This is a genomic window from Pararhizobium sp. LjRoot255 (genome assembly GCF_964252905.1).
Classification (GTDB): Bacteria; Pseudomonadota; Alphaproteobacteria; order Rhizobiales; family Rhizobiaceae; genus Pararhizobium.
On record NZ_CAXUPQ020000001.1, the window covers coordinates 1,768,359 to 1,786,686 of the forward strand.

At 60.0% G+C, this 18,328-nt stretch carries 19 protein-coding genes and 1 tRNA gene; 18 read left to right on the forward strand and 2 right to left on the reverse strand.

Annotated features, from left to right (window positions below; all coding sequences use genetic code 11):
* Positions 1–47: 47 nt before the first annotated feature.
* Positions 48–905 (reverse strand): glycine betaine ABC transporter substrate-binding protein OsmF, encoded by an 858-nt coding sequence (osmF, locus tag ACSQ2W_RS08625; RefSeq protein WP_436087714.1) that lies wholly within the window; start codon positions 903–905, stop codon positions 48–50.
* A 415-nt stretch (positions 906–1,320) separates the two neighbouring features.
* On the opposite strand from osmF, the gene ACSQ2W_RS08630 reads away from it, so the two are divergent.
* Complete coding sequence (locus ACSQ2W_RS08630; protein ID WP_436085892.1) at positions 1,321–1,626, forward strand: hypothetical protein; 306 nt, start codon at positions 1,321–1,323, stop codon at positions 1,624–1,626.
* A gap of 162 nt (positions 1,627–1,788) precedes the next feature.
* On the opposite strand, the gene ACSQ2W_RS08635 is transcribed toward ACSQ2W_RS08630, so the two are convergent.
* Positions 1,789–1,878: transfer RNA gene (locus tag ACSQ2W_RS08635), tRNA-Ser, on the reverse strand.
* Between the two features lie 291 nt (positions 1,879–2,169).
* Here ACSQ2W_RS08635 and rplU point away from each other — a divergent pair.
* From rplU to ACSQ2W_RS08720, 17 genes are all read left to right on the forward strand, one after another.
* Positions 2,170–2,538, forward strand: coding sequence for a 50S ribosomal protein L21 (gene rplU / locus ACSQ2W_RS08640; RefSeq protein ID WP_436085893.1), 369 nt, complete (start codon positions 2,170–2,172; stop codon positions 2,536–2,538).
* Positions 2,539–2,571: 33 nt separating this feature from the next.
* Positions 2,572–2,841, forward strand: a complete 270-nt coding sequence (gene rpmA / locus ACSQ2W_RS08645; RefSeq protein ID WP_113004827.1) for a 50S ribosomal protein L27 — start codon at positions 2,572–2,574, stop codon at positions 2,839–2,841.
* A gap of 125 nt (positions 2,842–2,966) precedes the next feature.
* Complete coding sequence (locus ACSQ2W_RS08650; protein WP_436085894.1) at positions 2,967–3,623, forward strand: GNAT family N-acetyltransferase; 657 nt, start codon at positions 2,967–2,969, stop codon at positions 3,621–3,623.
* Positions 3,620–4,201, forward strand: coding sequence for a GNAT family N-acetyltransferase (locus ACSQ2W_RS08655; protein WP_436085895.1), 582 nt, complete (start codon positions 3,620–3,622; stop codon positions 4,199–4,201). Before ACSQ2W_RS08650 ends, ACSQ2W_RS08655 begins: the two co-directional genes overlap by 4 nt.
* Positions 4,202–4,418: 217 nt before the next feature.
* Positions 4,419–5,429 carry a GTPase ObgE gene (gene obgE, locus ACSQ2W_RS08660; protein ID WP_436087715.1) on the forward strand — a complete coding sequence of 337 codons (1,011 nt, stop codon included), beginning with the start codon at positions 4,419–4,421 and terminating at the stop codon, positions 5,427–5,429.
* Between the two features lies 1 nt (position 5,430).
* Positions 5,431–6,600 carry a glutamate 5-kinase gene (gene proB / locus ACSQ2W_RS08665; protein ID WP_436085896.1) on the forward strand — a complete coding sequence of 390 codons (1,170 nt, stop codon included), beginning with the start codon at positions 5,431–5,433 and terminating at the stop codon, positions 6,598–6,600.
* On the forward strand, positions 6,593–7,873 hold the full coding sequence (locus ACSQ2W_RS08670) for a glutamate-5-semialdehyde dehydrogenase (protein WP_436085897.1): 1,281 nt from the start codon (positions 6,593–6,595) through the stop codon (positions 7,871–7,873). The genes proB and ACSQ2W_RS08670 overlap by 8 nt, the downstream gene beginning before the upstream one ends.
* Before the next feature lie 36 nt (positions 7,874–7,909).
* Positions 7,910–8,497, forward strand: a complete 588-nt coding sequence (locus ACSQ2W_RS08675) for a nicotinate-nucleotide adenylyltransferase (RefSeq protein ID WP_436087716.1) — start codon at positions 7,910–7,912, stop codon at positions 8,495–8,497.
* Between the two features lie 96 nt (positions 8,498–8,593).
* Positions 8,594–9,031: a ribosome silencing factor gene (rsfS, locus tag ACSQ2W_RS08680; protein WP_436087717.1), complete on the forward strand. Its 438-nt coding sequence runs from the start codon at positions 8,594–8,596 to the stop codon at positions 9,029–9,031.
* A gap of 209 nt (positions 9,032–9,240) precedes the next feature.
* Positions 9,241–9,723, forward strand: a complete 483-nt coding sequence (gene rlmH / locus ACSQ2W_RS08685; protein ID WP_436085898.1) for a 23S rRNA (pseudouridine(1915)-N(3))-methyltransferase RlmH — start codon at positions 9,241–9,243, stop codon at positions 9,721–9,723.
* Positions 9,724–9,960: 237 nt separating this feature from the next.
* Entirely contained in the window at positions 9,961–10,122 is a 162-nt protein-coding gene (locus ACSQ2W_RS08690) for a hypothetical protein (protein ID WP_436085899.1), read from the forward strand.
* A gap of 76 nt (positions 10,123–10,198) precedes the next feature.
* Positions 10,199–11,194: a hypothetical protein gene (locus ACSQ2W_RS08695; protein ID WP_436085900.1), complete on the forward strand. Its 996-nt coding sequence runs from the start codon at positions 10,199–10,201 to the stop codon at positions 11,192–11,194.
* Between the two features lie 9 nt (positions 11,195–11,203).
* On the forward strand, positions 11,204–13,057 hold the full coding sequence (locus tag ACSQ2W_RS08700; RefSeq protein ID WP_436085901.1) for an ABC transporter ATP-binding protein: 1,854 nt from the start codon (positions 11,204–11,206) through the stop codon (positions 13,055–13,057).
* A 126-nt stretch (positions 13,058–13,183) separates the two neighbouring features.
* Positions 13,184–14,623, forward strand: coding sequence for a murein hydrolase activator EnvC family protein (locus ACSQ2W_RS08705; RefSeq protein WP_436085902.1), 1,440 nt, complete (start codon positions 13,184–13,186; stop codon positions 14,621–14,623).
* Positions 14,613–15,935, forward strand: coding sequence for a S41 family peptidase (locus ACSQ2W_RS08710; protein ID WP_436085903.1), 1,323 nt, complete (start codon positions 14,613–14,615; stop codon positions 15,933–15,935). Before ACSQ2W_RS08705 ends, ACSQ2W_RS08710 begins: the two co-directional genes overlap by 11 nt.
* Positions 15,936–16,068: 133 nt before the next feature.
* Positions 16,069–17,283, forward strand: a complete 1,215-nt coding sequence (locus tag ACSQ2W_RS08715; protein WP_436085904.1) for a divergent polysaccharide deacetylase family protein — start codon at positions 16,069–16,071, stop codon at positions 17,281–17,283.
* A 71-nt stretch (positions 17,284–17,354) separates the two neighbouring features.
* Positions 17,355–17,882: an RNA pyrophosphohydrolase gene (locus ACSQ2W_RS08720; protein ID WP_436085905.1), complete on the forward strand. Its 528-nt coding sequence runs from the start codon at positions 17,355–17,357 to the stop codon at positions 17,880–17,882.
* Positions 17,883–18,328 lie beyond the last annotated feature (446 nt).

Sequence of the window (18,328 nt, forward strand, 5' to 3'; positions counted from 1 at the left end):
CCATCCCGGCTTGGGCCGGAAAGAACCGGCCTTATGTTCGAGACAGCTTATTTCAGAAAGCCGTTCTTCTTCAGGAAATCCTCCGCGACGGCCTTGGCCGGCTCGCCGCCGACCTGGACGCGACCGTTCAGATCCTGCAGCGTCACAAGGTCGAGTTTTTCGAAGACCGGCTTCAGCAGCGTTTCGATTTCCGGATGCTCCTTGAGCACCGCCTCGCGAATGATCGGTGCCGGTTGATAGACGGGCTGGACCGATTTGTCGTCTTCCAGAACCACCAGGCCGGACGGCGCGATGCCGCCATCCGTGCCATAGACCATGGCGGCATTGGCGCCGTTGGTCTGGTTTGCCGCAGCGGCGATCGTCGCCGCCGTGTCGCCGCCCGAAAGCGTGATCAGCTGCTCCGGTTTCAACGTGAATCCATAGGCCGTCTGGAACGCCGGCAAAGCCGCCGCCGAATTGACGAATTCCGAGGAGGCCGCCAATACGACTGAGCCGCCGCCGGCGACATATTTGCCGAAGTCGCTGAACGTCTTGATCTTGTTGGCGTCGGCCAGATCCTTGCGGACGGCGACCGCCCAGGTGTTGTTGGCCGGCGACGGCGCAAGCCAGACGATCTTGTTGGCGTCGTAGTCAAGTTTCTTCGCCTCTTCGTAGCCCTTGGCCGCATCCTTCCAGACCGGATCGTCTGCCTTCTCGAAGAAGAAGCCGGCATTGCCGGTATATTCCGGATAGATATCGATCTCGCCGGCGATGATCGCCTTGCGCACCACGGGTGTCGCCCCCAGTTGCACCCGGTCGGTGGTCTGAATGTTGTTGGCGTTCAGAACGGCGAGAATGATATTGCCCAGCACACCGCCTTCGGTATCGATCTTGGAAGCGACGACGACCTGAGCATGTGCCGCCATGGCGGAAACGAGCACCGCAAACGCGGCCCCGATAAGCTTTGTGTTAAGATCCACGATACGTCTCCCTTGAAACCGTTCACAATTTCTCCCACGGCAACCGACCTTCGTCGGGGCATAAACTGCCATATGTGGCGGGGTTCAGAGAAAAATAGAGCGGTCGGGGAGGAATTTGTGCAGTCGCATTGCAACCACGCAGCAGCAAGCGCCGCAGAAACAAAGGAACTTGTTTGTTGTGGAAATCAGGTTCAGGGTCATACGATTATTTTTGGCGTATGAACAAGTTTCAAACGACCGTCGGCATCGCGGTCGAGCGAACGATACCGCGGGTCAGCCGCGCGGCTCGTCGCCATGACAGCGCCGTTAGATTTCATCCGCCAAATGCCCGTCATGCACGAAAAGGAGGATAGAAATGCGAATGATGCTCAAGGTTTCGCTTCCCGTTGAAAAAGCGAATGCAGCAATCAAGGACGGCAGCCTCGTCACCAAGATTCAATCCATCCTTGCCGATCTCAAACCCGAAGCAGCCTACTTCACGGAATTCGACGGGAAAAGAACGGCCCTGATTTTCTTCGACATGAAGGACACCTCGGAGATACCGGCCATTGCCGAGCCATGGTTCCTTGCCTTTGATGCCGCTCTGGAGATCAAGGCGGTGATGAACGGCGATGACCTGGAGCGGTCCCGGCCCGGGATCGAGAAGGCCGTCAAGAGCTTCGGCTGAAATGCGCCGGGTAGCCAACTGAACCCCCTCGTCGCGTCACCAGCTTCCACCGGAAGCGCCCCGGGCGTGGCCCCGGCTGCCCCGTCAGCATACCAGCAGCCAAATGCCTAACTTGGGCGAATGGCGGAGCTCGCCTATCCGTGGAAATTTTCAGGGTGTTTATGGCGGAGAGGGTGGGATTTGAACCCACGATACCCTTGCAGGTATGCCGCATTTCGAGTGCGGTGCATTCGACCACTCTGCCACCTCTCCGGATGATTTGGTCGGCGCCTTTGAGCGCGAGGCGGTTCATAGCGGCAGTTTGGCGGGATGACAAGGGGTAGGGGCAAGGAATATTTGACGAATTCGTGACGCCTGCCTTGACAGTTTTCGCCGCTTCCATTAATCCGCGCAATTGAGGTGGTGTGGCATGTCCTCACCGCGCCGGGTGTCTATTGCGCCCGTTCACCGGCAAGGTCCTGAGGCCTTGTCATGTCCGACTGGCAAAAAGACGGCCCCGCTTTCTTAAAGCGGAGAGCCGGAACGAACATGAAAGGATAAAAAATGTTCGCAGTCATCAAGACCGGCGGTAAGCAGTACCGCGTGGCCGCCAATGATGTCGTCACGATCGAAAAGCTCGACGGCGTAGCAGGCGACAAGATTGAATTCACCGAGATCCTGATGGTCGGCGTCGGCGCAGACGCAACCATCGGCGCTCCGTTTGTCGAAGGTGCCGTTGTCAGCGCCGAAGTTGTGGAACAGGGTCGCGCCAAGAAGGTCATCGCCTTCAAGAAGCGTCGCCGCCAGAACTCGAAGCGCACCCGCGGCCATCGCCAGCATCAGACGACTGTCCGCATCCTGGATATCGCTGCTGCCGGCAAGGCGAAGAAGGCTTCGAAGAAGACCGAAGCCGCCGCCGAAGCGGCAAACTGAGACAACGGATCTAAGGTTTAAAGGAGAACACCAATGGCACACAAAAAAGCTGGCGGTTCATCGCGTAACGGTCGTGATTCCGAGTCCAAGCGCCTTGGCGTGAAGAAGTTCGGCGGCGAAGTCGTTGTTCCGGGCAACATCATTCTGCGTCAGCGCGGAACCCAGTGGCATCCGGGCGCCAATGTCGGCCTCGGCAAGGATCACACCATTTTTGCACTTACGGCGGGCAACGTTAACTACCGTACGAAGGCCAATGGCCGCGTGTACGTGTCTGTAATGCCGAAAGCCGAAGCAGCGGAATAAGCCGGTAGCGCTCTAAAACAGCCGGCGTCTCATCGACCCGGCTGACCGCATCTGGTTCAGACCAAGATCAAAGGGGAGATGGGGCAAGACCCAACTCCCCTTTTTGTCGTCTTGGAGGACTGACCATGCAGAGCGAATTAATGAGGGAGAGCCAATCGCGGTCTCCCCGGGAAGATTCCCTGGAATCTTCTCAGGAGAGGCCAAGGCCTCAGCGGTCAAGGACCGATTGCCCGATATTGTTATCGCCCCGGCTCGTCTTGCGCGCGCCCCATGAAGACGATATCGACGCCCTTGCCCATCTTGCCAACAACGCCAATATCGCCACCATGGTTTCGCGCATGCCGCACCCGTACACGGTGGCCGATGCCGCGGATTTCGTACGCCGTACGAAGACGGGCGCGATTGGCAAGTGCGTCTATGCGATTACCAAAGCGGATAATGGCGCATTCCTGGGTTGCTGCGGTGTCGAGCCGCATCCCGATGGCAAGACGGCGGAGCTCGGCTATTGGCTGGGCGAGCCGCACTGGAACAAGGGGTATGCCACGGAAGCCGCGCAGGCGCTGACCGACATGGCCTTCCGCACCCGCGACATCGACCAGATCGATGCGCGCTGCCGGGTCATGAACATCGCTTCGCGGCGGGTCATCCAGAAATGCGGTTTCCAGTTCCAGGGGTCAGGCATGGTCGACAGTCTGGCGCTCGGCGGCATGATGTCGGTCGAATGGTATCGGCTCGACCGCAAGACCTGGATGTCGCTCAGAAGCTGGGGAGGTCTCAGATGACCGCTCACCTTGTTGAACGGCCAAAGGTCGCGGCCCGTCCCGATCCCGGCTCCTGCCCGGTCATTGAGACCACGCGGCTGACGCTGCGTCCGCACCGGCTCTCCGATGCGGATGCCGTGGCTCAGTCGCTTGGCGACTACCAGATCTCGCGCATGCTGGCACGCGTGCCCGTGCCGTACCATCGGCAGGATGCACTCGACTGGCTGATGCGCCAGACGGCAGGACTTGGCCGCGATTGGACGCTGGCGATCACCACCGGCGACGCTGTCCATATCGGCTGCGTCGGCATCGAGTTTATGCATGGACAATGGCATCTCGGCTACTGGCTGAACCGCTTCTACTGGGGCCGCGGCTACGCCAGCGAGGCGGCGCATGCGGCGATAGAACGGTTTTTTCGGCGCATGCCGGATACCGTCCTGCATTCCGGCGTGTTTGCCGACAATGCTGGATCGTTGAAGCTACAGAAGAAGCTCGGCTTCGAGATCACCGGCTGCGCCCAGGTCTACGCACTGGCCCGCAACGGCATGGTGAGCCATATCGAAACCCGGATCACGGCAGCCGATCTGCGCAGGCCGTGACACCCAATGAAGAAGCCCGCGGCGTCATATCCGCGGGCTTTTTGCTGTCATGCGAGTTCGGAAGCCGCAATGCGCGGGTCAAAACGCCCGTCGAGACCGACGCCGTACTGGATGTTGTAGCTCAAAAACTTCACGATATTCTTTGACCTCCGGGGCAGGCGCCTATATCGATGGCGGCAAATACGGCAGGAAAATACACAAACCAGATGGCAGTGCGATGAAATTTCTCGACGAAGCAAAAGTCTATATTCGCTCGGGCGACGGCGGTGCTGGCGCCGTGTCGTTCCGGCGCGAGAAATTCATCGAGTTCGGCGGTCCGGACGGCGGCGACGGCGGCCGCGGCGGCGATGTCTGGGTGGAGGCCGTCAACGGCCTGAACACGCTGATCGATTTCCGTTTTCAGCAGCATTTCAAGGGCGGCACCGGTATTCACGGCATGGGCCGCAACCGCACCGGCGCCGGCGGCGCCGACGTGACGCTGAAGGTGCCGGTCGGCACGCAGATCTTGGAGGAAGACGGCGAAACGCTGATCATCGACATGATCGCCGAGGGCCAGCGGTTCCGGCTGGCTGCCGGCGGCAATGGCGGCTTCGGCAATGCGCATTTCAAGTCCGCGACCAACCAGGCGCCGAGTTGGGCCAATCCCGGCCTCGAGGGCGAGGAAAAGACCATCTGGCTGCGGTTGAAGCTGATCGCCGATGCCGGCCTCGTCGGCCTGCCCAATGCCGGAAAGTCGACCTTCCTCGCAACGACGACACGCGCCAGGCCGAAGATCGCCAACTATCCGTTCACGACGCTGCATCCGAACCTCGGCGTCGCGACGATCGACGGTCGCGAGTTCATCCTGGCCGATATTCCGGGCTTGATCGAGGGCGCCCATGACGGCGTCGGCCTCGGCGACCGTTTCCTCGGCCATGTCGAGCGCACCCGCGTCCTGTTGCATCTCGTCTCCGCGCAAGAAGAGGATGTTGCCAAGGCCTACAAGACAGTGAAGCACGAACTCGAAGCCTATGGCGGCGAGCTCACCGACAAGCCGGAAATCGTCGCCTTGTCGCAGATCGACGTGCTTGATCCCGACGAGCTGAAGAAGAAACAGAAGGCACTCGCCAAGGCGAGCGGCCAGACGCCGCTGCTCCTGTCGGCGGTCGTCGGCACCGGCATGACCGATACGCTGCGGGCGCTGCGCGACGTCATCGTCCGCGCTCAGACCTATGGGGGCGACGACTGATATGGCGACGACCCGCAAACCGCTGGAAAAATACCGCCGGATTGTGATCAAGATCGGCTCGGCGCTGCTCGTCGATCGCAAGACCGGGCTCAAGAAGCAATGGCTGAACGCCATGTGCGCCGACATCGCAGCATTGAGGACGAAGGGTGTCGACGTTCTCGTCGTCTCCTCCGGTGCCATCGCGCTCGGTCGCTCGGTGCTCGATCTCGCCCCCGGCGTGCTGAAGCTCGAGGAAAGCCAAGCGGCCGCGGCCATCGGCCAGATCGCGCTCGCCCGCGCCTGGTCGGAAAGCCTTTCGACCGACGAGATCGTCGCTGGCCAGATTCTGCTGACGCTGGGCGATACCGAAGAGCGCCGCCGCTATCTCAATGCGCGGGCGACGATCAGCCAGCTTCTCAAGATGGGCGCCGTACCGATCATCAACGAAAACGACACGGTCGCCACCACCGAAATCCGCTATGGCGACAATGACCGGCTGGCAGCCCGCGTCGCGACGATGACCGGCGCGGACCTCCTCGTGCTGTTGTCCGATATCGATGGCCTCTATACGGCGCCGCCGCATCTTGATCCCGATGCCCGTTTTCTCGAAACCATCGCGGAAATCACCCCGGAGATCGAAGCAATGGCGGGCGGTGCTGCCTCCGAGCTGTCGCGCGGCGGCATGCGCACCAAGATCGATGCCGGCAAGATCGCGACCGGTGCCGGTTGCGCCATGATCATCGCCTCCGGCAAGGCCGATCATCCGCTTTCGGCCATCGGCACTGGTGCCCGTTCCTCCTGGTTCGCGCCCTCTCGATCACCGGTCACCGCGCGGAAAACCTGGATTGCCGGGCAGTTGCTGCCGGCTGGCACCCTCGTCATCGATGCAGGCGCCGAAACGGCGCTGCGCTCGGGCAAGAGCCTGCTTCCGGCCGGGGTGCGCCAGGTCACCGGCTCCTTCAGCCGCGGCGACACGATCGCCATCATCGGTGCCGAAGGCCGTGAGATCGCCCGTGGGCTTGCGGGTTACGATGCCGACGAGGCGCGCCAGATCGCCGGCAAGAAATCGGCTGAGATTGCCGTCATTCTTGGTTATGCAGGCCGCGCCGCAATGGTGCATCGCGATGACATGGTGATGACGGCGCCGGCAAAGCGGGGAACGGATGCGGTGAGGAGCGACGCGCATGCTTGACGACGTGAGGAAAAAGGAAATCCAGGAACTTATGGCGGTGATCGGCAGGCAGGCCCGCGCCGCCAGCCGGCCGCTCGCCACTGCGTCGGCCGAACGCAAGCATGCCGCCCTTGTCAACATGGCGAGCAACATCGTTGCCCGCAAGGACGACATCCTTACCGCCAACGCGCTCGATCTGGAGCATGCCCGCGAAACCGGCGTCGCCGCCTCGTTCCTCGACCGTTTGACGCTGTCGGAAGGCCGCATTCTCGACATGGCCAATGCGATCCGGGCGATTGCCGAGCTTCCTGATCCTGTCGGCGACGTCATCGCCGAATGGGACCGCCCGAACGGGCTGCACATCGAGCGGGTGCGCACGCCGCTCGGCGTCATCGGCGTCATCTATGAAAGCCGCCCCAATGTGACGGCGGATGCCGGTGCGCTTTGCCTCAAGGCGGGCAACGCCGTGATCCTGCGCGGCGGGTCCGATAGCCTGCATTCATCGCAGGCTATACATGCCTGCCTGGTGCAGGGACTGAAGCATGCCGGCCTTCCAGAGCATGCGATCCAGATGGTCCCGGTCGCCGATCGTTCTGCCGTCGGCGCCATGCTGACGGGTCTTGGCGGCACGATCGACGTTATCGTTCCGCGCGGCGGCAAGAGCCTTGTCGCCCGCGTCCAGAACGAAGCGCGCGTTCCTGTCTTCGCCCATCTCGAAGGCCTGTGCCATGTCTATGTCGATGCCTCGGCCGATCTGGAAATGGCGAAAGAGATCGTCGTCAACGCCAAGATGCGCCGCACCGGCATCTGCGGCTCCGCAGAGACGCTGCTAATCGACCGCAAGGCGAAAGACAAATTCGTGGCACCCCTCATTGCCGCGCTGCGCGACGCCGGCTGCGAAGTCCGCGCCAGCGACGACATCCGCGCCATCGTGCCGGACCTGATCGCGGCGACGGAAGAGGATTGGGCGACGGAATATCTCGATGCGATCATCTCGGTGAGGCTCGTCGATGGCATCGATGGTGCCATCAATCATATTGCCACCTGGTCCTCGTCCCATACGGAAGCGGTGATCGCCGAGGATCCGGCCGTCGTCGAACGTTTCTTCGCCGAAGTCGATTCGGCCATCCTCTTGCACAATGCCTCGACACAATTCGCCGATGGCGCCGAATTCGGCATGGGCGGTGAGATCGGCATCGCCACCGGCAAGATGCATGCACGCGGCCCCGTCGGCGTCGAGCAGCTGACCTCGTTCAAATACAGGGTGCGCGGCACCGGTCAGGTGCGGGCTTAAGTGCATCCGGACGACGTCGATCCGTTCTACCTGAAGATGCCCCATGTCGAGAGCGGCATGACGGTCGGCCTGCTCGGCGGCTCGTACAATCCGCCCCATGACGGCCATGGGCTGGTTGCCGATATCGCGCTGCGCCGTCTTGGCCTCGATCAGCTCTGGTGGATGGTAACGCCCGGCAATCCCTTGAAGAACCGCAACCATCTCGCTCCTCTGGCTGAGCGGATCAGGCTAAGCGAGATGATTGCCCGTGACCCGCGGATCAAGGTGACGGCGTTCGAGCAGTCGCTGGGGCAAAGCTACACGGCACGCACGCTGGAGAAAATCCGCGAACGGAACCGCGATATCCGTTTCGTCTGGATCATGGGCGCCGACAATCTGAAAAACTTCCATCTCTGGCAGGACTGGCAGAAAATCGCCCGCACCTATCCCATCGCCGTCATCGACCGGCCGGGGGACACACTGTCCTATCTCTCCTCCAAGATGGCGAAAACCTTCGACTATGCACGGGTCGACGAAGCCCACGCCGCAAGCCTCGCCTGGCGCAAGGCACCCGCCTGGACCTTCATTCACGGACCACGCTCGCCGCTCAGTTCAACGGCGCTTCGTCGAAATCATGAACAATGATTAACCGTCATTTACTTCTCATGCCTTGAAACATTAAGCCATTGGTGCCTACATTTAGCGTAGCGGTTCGACCGACAATCGAATCGTGGGCCTGTTCTGTGCAACTGGAAAGGAAAGACCCTGACAACAGTACACGCGAAGGGAAATGTCAGCCGCATTTTCCCGCAAAGCCCGGATCGCAGCGACGAAGCCGCTGCCCGTGCTCTTCACCTGGTCCTCAACAGTCTCGAGGACTCCAAAGCAGAAGATATTGTCACCATCAACATTGCCGGAAAATCGGCGCTGGCAGACTACATGGTCGTCGTCTCCGGGCGGTCGAGCAGGCATGTCATGGCGATCGCCGATCACCTGATGACCGACCTGAAGGACGAAGGCTATGGCAATGCCCGCGTCGAAGGTCTGGAAACCGGTGACTGGGTGCTGATCGACGGCGGTGACATCATCATCCACGTGTTCCGTCCGGAAATCCGCGAGTTCTACAACATCGAAAAGATGTGGGCCGCGCCGGATATGGAAGACGGCACTTTGCACTAGGCGCCGGGCCTCCTTCACGGAGGCACCCGACGAGAGCGCAATTTTCGGATCCTGTGACGGTCGCGCAGGTGAAATCATCTGATTGCGACCAGTAGCAGAACGGAATCGCGGCACCGGCATTTCGCCGGAACAAATCGACTGCGTGTTCAGGCGGCCATCGCGGAAAAGCCTGTATCCTATCGGTGCGCCGAAAAAATCGAGGAAACGACATGCGGGTTGGTCTTTTTGCCGTGGGGCGTCTCAAGGCCGGCCCGGAGAAGGATCTCGCGGCCCGCTATCTCGATCGCTTTTCCAAGGCAGGTCCGGCGATCGGCCTCGAATTGTCCCGCGTCACCGAAGTGCCCGAAAGCCGCGCCTCGAGCGCCGAGACGCGCAAGCGCGAGGAGGCGGCCCTGCTGGAAAAATCCCTCCCTGATGGCAGCCTTCTCATTCTGCTCGACGAGCGCGGCAAGGCGCTGGACTCGGAAGTTTTCGCCTCCCTCATCGGCGCGTTCCGCGACAGCGGCAAACGCGACCTGACGCTGGCGATCGGCGGCGCCGACGGCCTTGACCCCTCGCTTCACGGCAAGGCCGATGCCGTCATCTGCCTCGGCAAGATGACCTGGCCGCACCAGCTCGTGCGCATCCTGATCGCCGAACAACTCTACCGCGCCGTCACAATTCTCTCCGGCCACCCCTATCACCGGGTGTAGGCAAAGCCCCAAAAGCCCGAAAGAGTGGGCAGCCACCGACCGTGGAGACACTCGCTATAGTAGCTAAAATATAGAAATATAATCTTAATAGTTGTCACAAAGTTGACTAACTTCAACCACAATTGCAACTTTTTCTTGTATAAACTCGCCTTGCCACCGGCGGACTAGGTCGGTGCATTCAAGTAGTCTATAACGAAGCATGGTTATTATAACCTCGACTTTACAAGGACATAAGCTATGAATGACAATAAGAATGCGATTCGCAAAGCCGTTTCCATGGAGGAACTGGCAAAGGGACTCTCAATAGGCCTCACACGCCCTGAGTGCACCGATGGCGGCACTCATGATCCGGGCGTCGGCCTTGGCGGCGGCTGGATGACCGCTTCCGTGCGCTCTTGATTTTGGAGATCTAGTCGGACGGGGCGGGTCACTGCCCCCTCTGCACTGCATTGCATAAATGAGTGGAGAGATCTTGATGTTGAACGTTCATTCCTATGAAACCGCGCCCATAACGAAGCTCGACCCACAGGCTGTCACGGAGTTTTGTGAAAATCAGCTTGTCCGAATTGGGGCAATCATACCGCTCGCTGCTACGAGCGATTCCGACCTGATGGCAGACCTGGCTGGATGCGCGGGAGAATACTTTTCTGACGATATTGGCCGTACGACTGATCTGATTTCCGACCGCGACATTGGCATCGCCGGCATAGACATACCGATTATCTACGACGATCCCACAAAAGATGCGATCTGTGGTGCATTGGTGGCTGTTTCGATTTCGCAGCACATCATGCCCAGGCTGCTCGACAAGGAGAATAAAACACCGTTCTCGATGTTTAATGCGTCACCGGAAAACAACGCGGCGCTTGCCAGGGCGGGCATGAAAGACATATCGCCGACGGACATATTAGATTTCCATTCCGACGGCTCTGTTCTCAATGACATATTGGCGGTGCCAGATTACATTTCTCTATATAACGTGTTCATAAATTACAACCAACGGGGAAGTTTCTATTGGGTCCCATCGTCATCGATATCGAACTTGAACAGCTATATTAAGGAGTTCGGATGTGAGCAGGAATATCTCTTCGATCTAACTCCGACTGTTTACAGTGAGAAGGGATCTGAGATTAAGTCGATTGTGGCAAGGCGCGCCAGAACATCAATCTTTCATAAGAACTCGCGTGACGAGGTGGTAACGTTTATGAACGGGTCCTTCCTTGGGAAGGCTACCGACATTGGCGGTCAGCTAAGTGGACGATTGGCGGAGTTTCAGCACGAGATATCGACTAACGGTTTCCGTTATGCAGTTCCTCAGGAGTCGCGCCGCATGGTGCTACTGAACAATGCGAGCGGCTTCCATGCCCGAGATATCTTTGAAGATCCCATCGACGGCTACCCGATCACGCGGTGCTATTTGCGGAGTGCTTCAGCATCTGGTCACGTCGTCGGGGAAATTGTCGCAAATTGAACGAGCGAGATGATAAAAGACCTTTTCGGAAGATTTGAGCGCCTCGTCTCAATCCGAGATCATGAACTGGGCCTGCAAAGTGACTCAGGCGCCTTTCGTGTTCTCTGGACATTTTTGGAGCCGTTCAAATGGGTTATTGTCGCTTCCGCCGTCACCGGCATGATTCTGACCGGTTTCGAGCTGGCGAAACTGTGGGCAGTGTCGCATCTCGTTGATGTCGTGGCCTATTCGCGAACCATAGAGCTGTCGCCTGACAATCTGTTGAGATTTGGCGTCTTAATCCTTGCATATGCCCTCCTGGATCCTTTGATCTGGCTGGTCAACTACATGCTACGCATGCAGTCGCTGAAGAGCCAAACCAAGGCATCGTCATTGTGGCAGTCCCATAAAGCTGCGGCTCGCCACGATATGTCCTACTTCAATGCCATGCATGCTGGGCAGGTGGCGGGACGCATCAACCAAATATCGACGGCAGTCCAATCTGGTGCAGAGTTGCTGGCTGGCCGCTTTCCGATGGGTTTCGTTCGTTTCATAGGCTCAGCTGTCTTGGTCTCATACTTGGCACCGCTGTTCCTTGTTCCGGTGCTGGTCTGGATAGTATTAAACGGCGTATTTGCGGTATGGTTGGCTCCCAAAGTCAATGTTCAGGCGCAGAAAATTTCGGAGACCGCCAGCATCGTTAACGGAGCGGTGACAGAATACTTTTCCAATATAAGAGCAATTAAAACTTCATTTGTGTATAAGGCAGAGAATGACTTCGTCTATGCCTCCATCGAGAAGCAAAATTTTAACAGCATTCAAATCAACCGGCTGACAACGATAACCGGTCTGTCGATACGGGTGCTCAACACGGGATTAGTCGCGGCTATCCTTGCTTTAGGTATTTATGGCCTGAGCGTTCAATCCGTTTCTCCGGGCGAATTCGTCGCGGGGGTAACATTGGCGAGCGGCATGGCCGCGGATGCCGGATGGTTCGTGTCCATATGGGAGGGGCTCACCCAGAGCCTTGGGGCGATTAAAGATGCCCGGCCGACGATCGACCCTCGCCCGAAAATAACTGCTCCAGTCGATGACGCAGGGAGATTCGAGAAACCTCCCGTGATCGAGCTGTCTAAAGTTGCCTTCGCCTATGAGAACGGAAGCCCGACGATCCTTCGTGATATTCATTTAAAAATTCAACCGGGGCAGAAAGTCGGGATCGTAGGCCCATCCGGCGCCGGAAAATCAACACTGATAGACTTGCTGCTCCGGCTTTATGACGTCTCGTCGGGCGAGATAATGTTCGATGGCGTGAATATAAAAGAGATACCTCTGGCAAAGTTAAGGAGTAGCTTTGCGGTCGTTTCACAGAGCGATTCACTCTTTCATCGCTCAATCAAGGACAACATAGCTTTTGGCGTAACAGAGTTCTCATTCCAAGACGTTGTAAACGCTGCAAGTATGTCGGACGCAAAAAGCTTCATCGATGGACTGTCGTCAGATGGAAAGCAAAGCGGCTATCATGTGATTGTGGGAGACCGCGGCGCAAAGCTGTCGGGCGGGCAGCAGCAGCGCATACTGTTAGCGCGAGCATTCATGCAGAAACGGCCGATCCTGATACTCGATGAGGCGACATCGGCGCTGGACTCGAGCAGCGAAACTCTCATCCAGCAGGCAATAGCTTCCATCTCGAAAAATACCACTGTCATTGCTGTTGCGCACCGCCTGTCTACGATCAGAGATTTCGATAGAATTGTCGTTCTGGACAATGGACGAATCTGCGCAGTAGGAACCCACGACGACCTGCTTCGAGACAATCCCTTGTACCACGACCTTTGGGAAAAACAGGCGGGGCAAAAAAAACCTCACCAGTTCGATCACTGATAGATTGCTCTTTTCGCGCCTCCCGCGCGCCACGCGGATGCCGCAATTGCCGGGGATGGCTGTTGGCGGCAGCGGCCAAATCAGCGTAGGGTTTTACCGGACGGACGGCTGACAGCGAATGGCGGAATGACGACAGGATTGAAGAGGCGGACGAGGAAGAGGCAGCCGGCCTATGCCGGGTGGCCCGGTCTCCGCGCGAGCCTTGTGGCCGCCGGGCTCCTGCTTGCCGCCGACGCACCGGCCCAGACCGCCGAAACGACCGGCCGGAATCCGCGGGCTGCGACCGGAGAAGCGCAAGCACCGGTTGATCCCACCGCCGATCTCGCGCTGAAGCGCGACAGCACCCGCAGCGAACTGGATGCCCTGTCGAAGACCATCACCCTTTCGAACGATCGCGCCGCGGAGCTGCAGGCCAGCATCGAGGAGCTCGAAAAGACCAGCGAATCCCTGAGAGCGGCAATCGTCGATTCAGCCAACAAGCGCAAGGCGCTGGAGCAGCAGATCGTCGACGGCGAAGAGAAGCTGACCGCGCTGCGAACGAAGGAGGATGCCGTTCACACGTCGCTACGTGCCCGGCGCGGCGTGCTGGCCGAGGTGCTGGCGGCGCTGCAGCGGATGGGGCGCAATCCGCCGCCCGCACTGCTCGTGACCCCCGAGGATGCGCTTGGCTCTGTTCGCAGCGCCATCCTGCTCGGCGCCGTCGTTCCGGGCATTCGCCATGAGACGGAAAACCTTGTCGCCGACCTACAGGCCCTTTCCGGCCTGCGCAAGGAAATCACCGCCCAGAAACAGGCGCTCGGCGACGACATGGCATCCCGGCTCGAGGAAGAGCGGCGCATGAACATGCTGATTGCCGAAAAGCAGAAACTGAAGCAGCGCAGTGCCACCGAGCTTGCCGCCGAGCGCCGCAAGGCCGAGCAACTGGCTGCGCAGGCGACCAGTCTAGAAGGCCTGATCGGCTCGATCGAGACCGAGATCGCCTCGGTGCGCGATGCCGCGGCCGCGGCCAGGGCCGAAGAGGAAAACCGCAGGCGGATGTCGGAAGAGCAGCGGGCCGAGGCCCGCGAGCTGGCCAACAACGTTACGCCCGACAAAAACCGCATTGCGCCTGCATATGCATTTTCGGACCTGCAGAAAAAGCTCGCATTGCCGGTGGCCGGATCGATCCTGCGCCGGTTCGGCGACGCGGACGGCACAGGGCATTCGCTTCAGGGCATGATGCTCGAAACCAATGCAGGGGCCTTGGTGACAGCGCCTTCCGATGGATGGATCGTCTTTGCCGGAACGTTTCGCAGTTACGGCCAGATGATCATCCTCAATCCCGGCGACGGTTACCATATCGTTCTGTCCGGGCTCGAAGGCGTCACGGTGCAGCAGGGGCAGTTCGTCGTCGCCGGCGAGCCGCTCGGCACCATGGGTAACAAAAGAGTGGCAAGTGCTACCGCATTGGCGCTGGAAACAGAGCGTCCAACGCTTTACATTGAATTCAGGAAAGACGGAAAACCGGTTGATTCCCGACCATGGTGGACCGCAGCAGACACCGGAAAGGCACGCAATGATTCGTAGAACGTCACTTGTTCTGGTCGGGGCACTCATGGGTGCAGCGGCCACGGGCGTTGTATATTCCTCCATAGTCCCGGCCGTCGCGGCCAACGCGTCCACCTATCGCGAGCTATCGATCTTTGGCGATGTCTTCGAACGGGTCCGCGCCCAGTACGTGACGCCGCCGCAGGACGACAAGCTGATCGAGAATGCCATCAACGGCATGCTCTCGTCGCTTGATCCGCATTCCAGCTACATGAATTCCACTGATGCAGAAGACATGCGTACCCAGACCAAGGGTGAATTCGGCGGTCTTGGCATCGAGGTCACCATGGAAGACGATCTCGTCAAGGTGACGAGCCCGATCGACGATACGCCGGCTGCCAAGGCAGGCGTTCTTGCCGGCGACTTCATTTCGAAGATCGACGGGCAGGACGTGCGCGGTCTGAAGCTCGAGGAAGCCGTCGACAAGATGCGCGGCGCCGTCGGCAAGCCGATCAAGCTGACGATCCTGCGCAAGGGTGCTGAAAAGCCGATCGAACTGACGATCATCCGCGACATCATCGCGGTGCGCGCCGTCAAGTTCCGCGTCGAGGGCGATGTCGGCTACCTGCGGGTGATCTCCTTCACCGAGAAGACCTATGACGACCTGAAGACCGGCATCGAGAAGATCAAGGCCCAGGTCCCGGGCGACAAGCTGAAGGGCTATGTGCTCGACCTGCGCCTCAACCCGGGCGGCCTGCTCGACCAGGCGATCAATGTCTCCGATGCCTTCCTGGAACGCGGCGAGGTGGTCTCCACCCGTGGCCGCAATCCGGACGAGACCCGCCGCTTCAACGCGACGGCGGGCGACCTGACGGATGGCAAGCCGGTGGTCGTGCTTGTCAATGGCGGTTCGGCTTCGGCCTCGGAAATCGTCGCCGGCGCCCTCCAGGACTTGAAGCGCGCCACCGTTCTCGGCACGCGCTCCTTCGGCAAGGGCTCGGTCCAGACGATCATCCCGCTCGGCGAAGCCGGCGCCCTGCGCCTGACCACCGCGCTCTATTACACGCCGTCGGGCAAGTCGATCCAGGGCACTGGCATCTCGCCGGACATCAAGGTCGAACAGCCGCTGCCGCCGGAACTGCTGGGCAAGGTCGAAACGACGAGCGAATCCAGCCTGCGTGGTCATATCAAGGGCCAGAACGAAAACGAGGAAGGCTCCGGCTCCGTCGCTTACGTGCCGCCGGAAGCCAAGGACGACCTGCAGCTGAACTATGCGCTCGACCTCTTGCGCGGCAAGAAGTCGGACCCGGCCTTTCCGGCCAATCCGGAAAAGGCCGAACTGAAGCAGTAAGCCTTCTCGTCCGTGTGTTGCGGATCCCGATAAACATCTCGCCGCCTGGCTCCGGCCGGGCGGCGGTTTCGATTCACGAACCAGCGGCCTGCAAAGTTTCCGCCCCTCGCAACTCAGATCGACAGAGACCCCCTTGGGAACAGACCTCAACGCTCCTCTTGGTCAGAATCGCAAGGCGCGCCCTCCCAAATCACCAAAATCGGCCGTTTCTTTCGGCCGCGTCCTTCTCGGCGTCGGCGTTGCAGCGCTGATCGGCGTGTCCGCGTGGACGGTACTGCGGCCGACCGGCCTCATAGAACCGAAGCCCGCGGCAGAAACGATGGCAGACGCCGCGCAACCAGCCAAAAAGCCGGAATCGGACACGACAGCAGACAGCAGAAAATTCGAGAAACCGCAGACAAGCGGCGCCCTTTCCGGCGCGCATGTCGAGGAAACGCTGACGGACGACGGCTCGATCGTCACCAAGTTCTCGCCCAAGCAACGCGACGGCGACGGCCCCGCCTTCGTCGAGGTCGGCCGCACGAAAGGGCAGGACGCGCGCATGGCCGCCTTTCCGAACGACGCCCTACTTGAGGACACGCCGGAAGGCCGCCTGCCGATCATTGGTCCGGATGGCCTCAGACCGATGGATCAATATGCGCGGCCGTGGTCGGGCGCGCGCGGCATTCGTGTTGCCCTTGTGGTCGGCGGTCTGGGGCTTAGCCAGACCGGCACGCAGAATGCGCTGCGCGAGCTTCCGCCGGAAATCACCATGGCCTTTGCCGCCAGCGGCAACAGCCTGCAGCGCTGGATGCAGGAAGCCCGGCGCGATGGCCACGAAATCCTGCTGCAGGTGCCGTTCGAGCCTTTCGATTATCCGGATAACAATCCCGGCCCACATACGCTGCGCGTCGGGCTGGATGCCAGGAAGAACCTGTCCGAGCTGCGCTCGTCGCTTGCCAGGACCACCAATTATACCGGCATCATGAATTTCCTCGGCGGCCGGTTCCTGTCGGATGCCGATGCGCTCGAGCCGGTGATGCGCGACATCGGCCGGCGCGGCCTGCTCTTTCTTGACGATGGCACGTCGGCGCAATCACTGACCGGCACGCTCGCCGATACGATCGGCGTGCCGCACGGGTTTGCCGACATGGTCGTCGACAGCGAACTCGACCGCACCGCCATCCTGAAAAAGCTCGATGAGCTTGAGCGGATCGCCCGCCGCAACGGCAGCGCCATAGGCGTCGCCTCGGCATTCGACGAGAGCGTCGAGGCGATCTCCGCATGGGCCGACGAGGCCGGCGCCCGCGGCATAGAGTTCGTCGGCGTGTCGGCCCTCGTCAAGGATCCGCAACAACGACAGCGTTAGCCTGCGATGCAGGCGAAACCGCGCGCCGCGTTTCATCGGCGCGTGAAAACATGAGCAGCAAGGGCATTCGGATGAGCAAGGACAAGTCGAAACCGGTCAAGGCGGAAGACCTTCCCTATCGCCCCTGCGTCGGCACCATGGTGCTGAACAGGGATGGCCTCGTCTGGGTTGGACGGCGCATTCCCATCGGCAACTCCGAATATGACGGCTCCGCCCAGCTCTGGCAGATGCCGCAGGGTGGCATCGACAAACATGAGGATCCGCTGAAGGCGGCCTACCGCGAGCTCTATGAGGAAACGGGCATGCGCTCCGTCTCGCTGCTTGCCGAAGCGCCGGACTGGATCAACTACGACCTGCCCGACCACCTGATCGGCATCGGTCTCAAGGGAAAATATCGGGGCCAGACCCAGCGCTGGTTCGCCTTCCGCTTCGAGGGCGACGAGACCGAAATCGCCATCAACCCGCCGCCTGGCGGCCACGATCCCGAATTCGACGAATGGGCCTGGAAGCCGATGCACGAGCTGCCGGGGCTGATCGTCGCGTTCAAGCGCAAGGTCTACGAGGACGTCGTGGCAGCGTTCAAGCATTTGGCGGGATAGGTGACGGACGGTGCCAGCGAGTAATTGCAAGAATGCCGAAATCGAAGCGAAGCGCCCCGGGCTCTCAACCTCGTGCCCCGCTTGCTGATTGTCTTTGACGTGCATCGGGGCGACAATCTTTCCAGTGGCTTCGTGTGATTAGCCAATGCCCGCCATGAATGGAGACAAATGATGAAACTTAAATCTGTTGTCACTGCCGTTGCCATAGCGCTTTCGATTTTGACGATGTCGGGGTGTCAGAGCGGGCCAAGCGACGATAGCCGCCCGGTGGATCGGGGCGACTACGGGTCTGGCGGCAGTTCAGGTTACTAAATCCTGAGAGGGTGCCAGGCATCGACGCCGGGAGCAGACAATCCGGGCATTTGGTGCGCGGGGCATTCGGCGCAGGTCCGGGCGACCCACGGACATGAAAAAACCCGCTCCGGGAGCCGAAGCGGGTTGCTGTT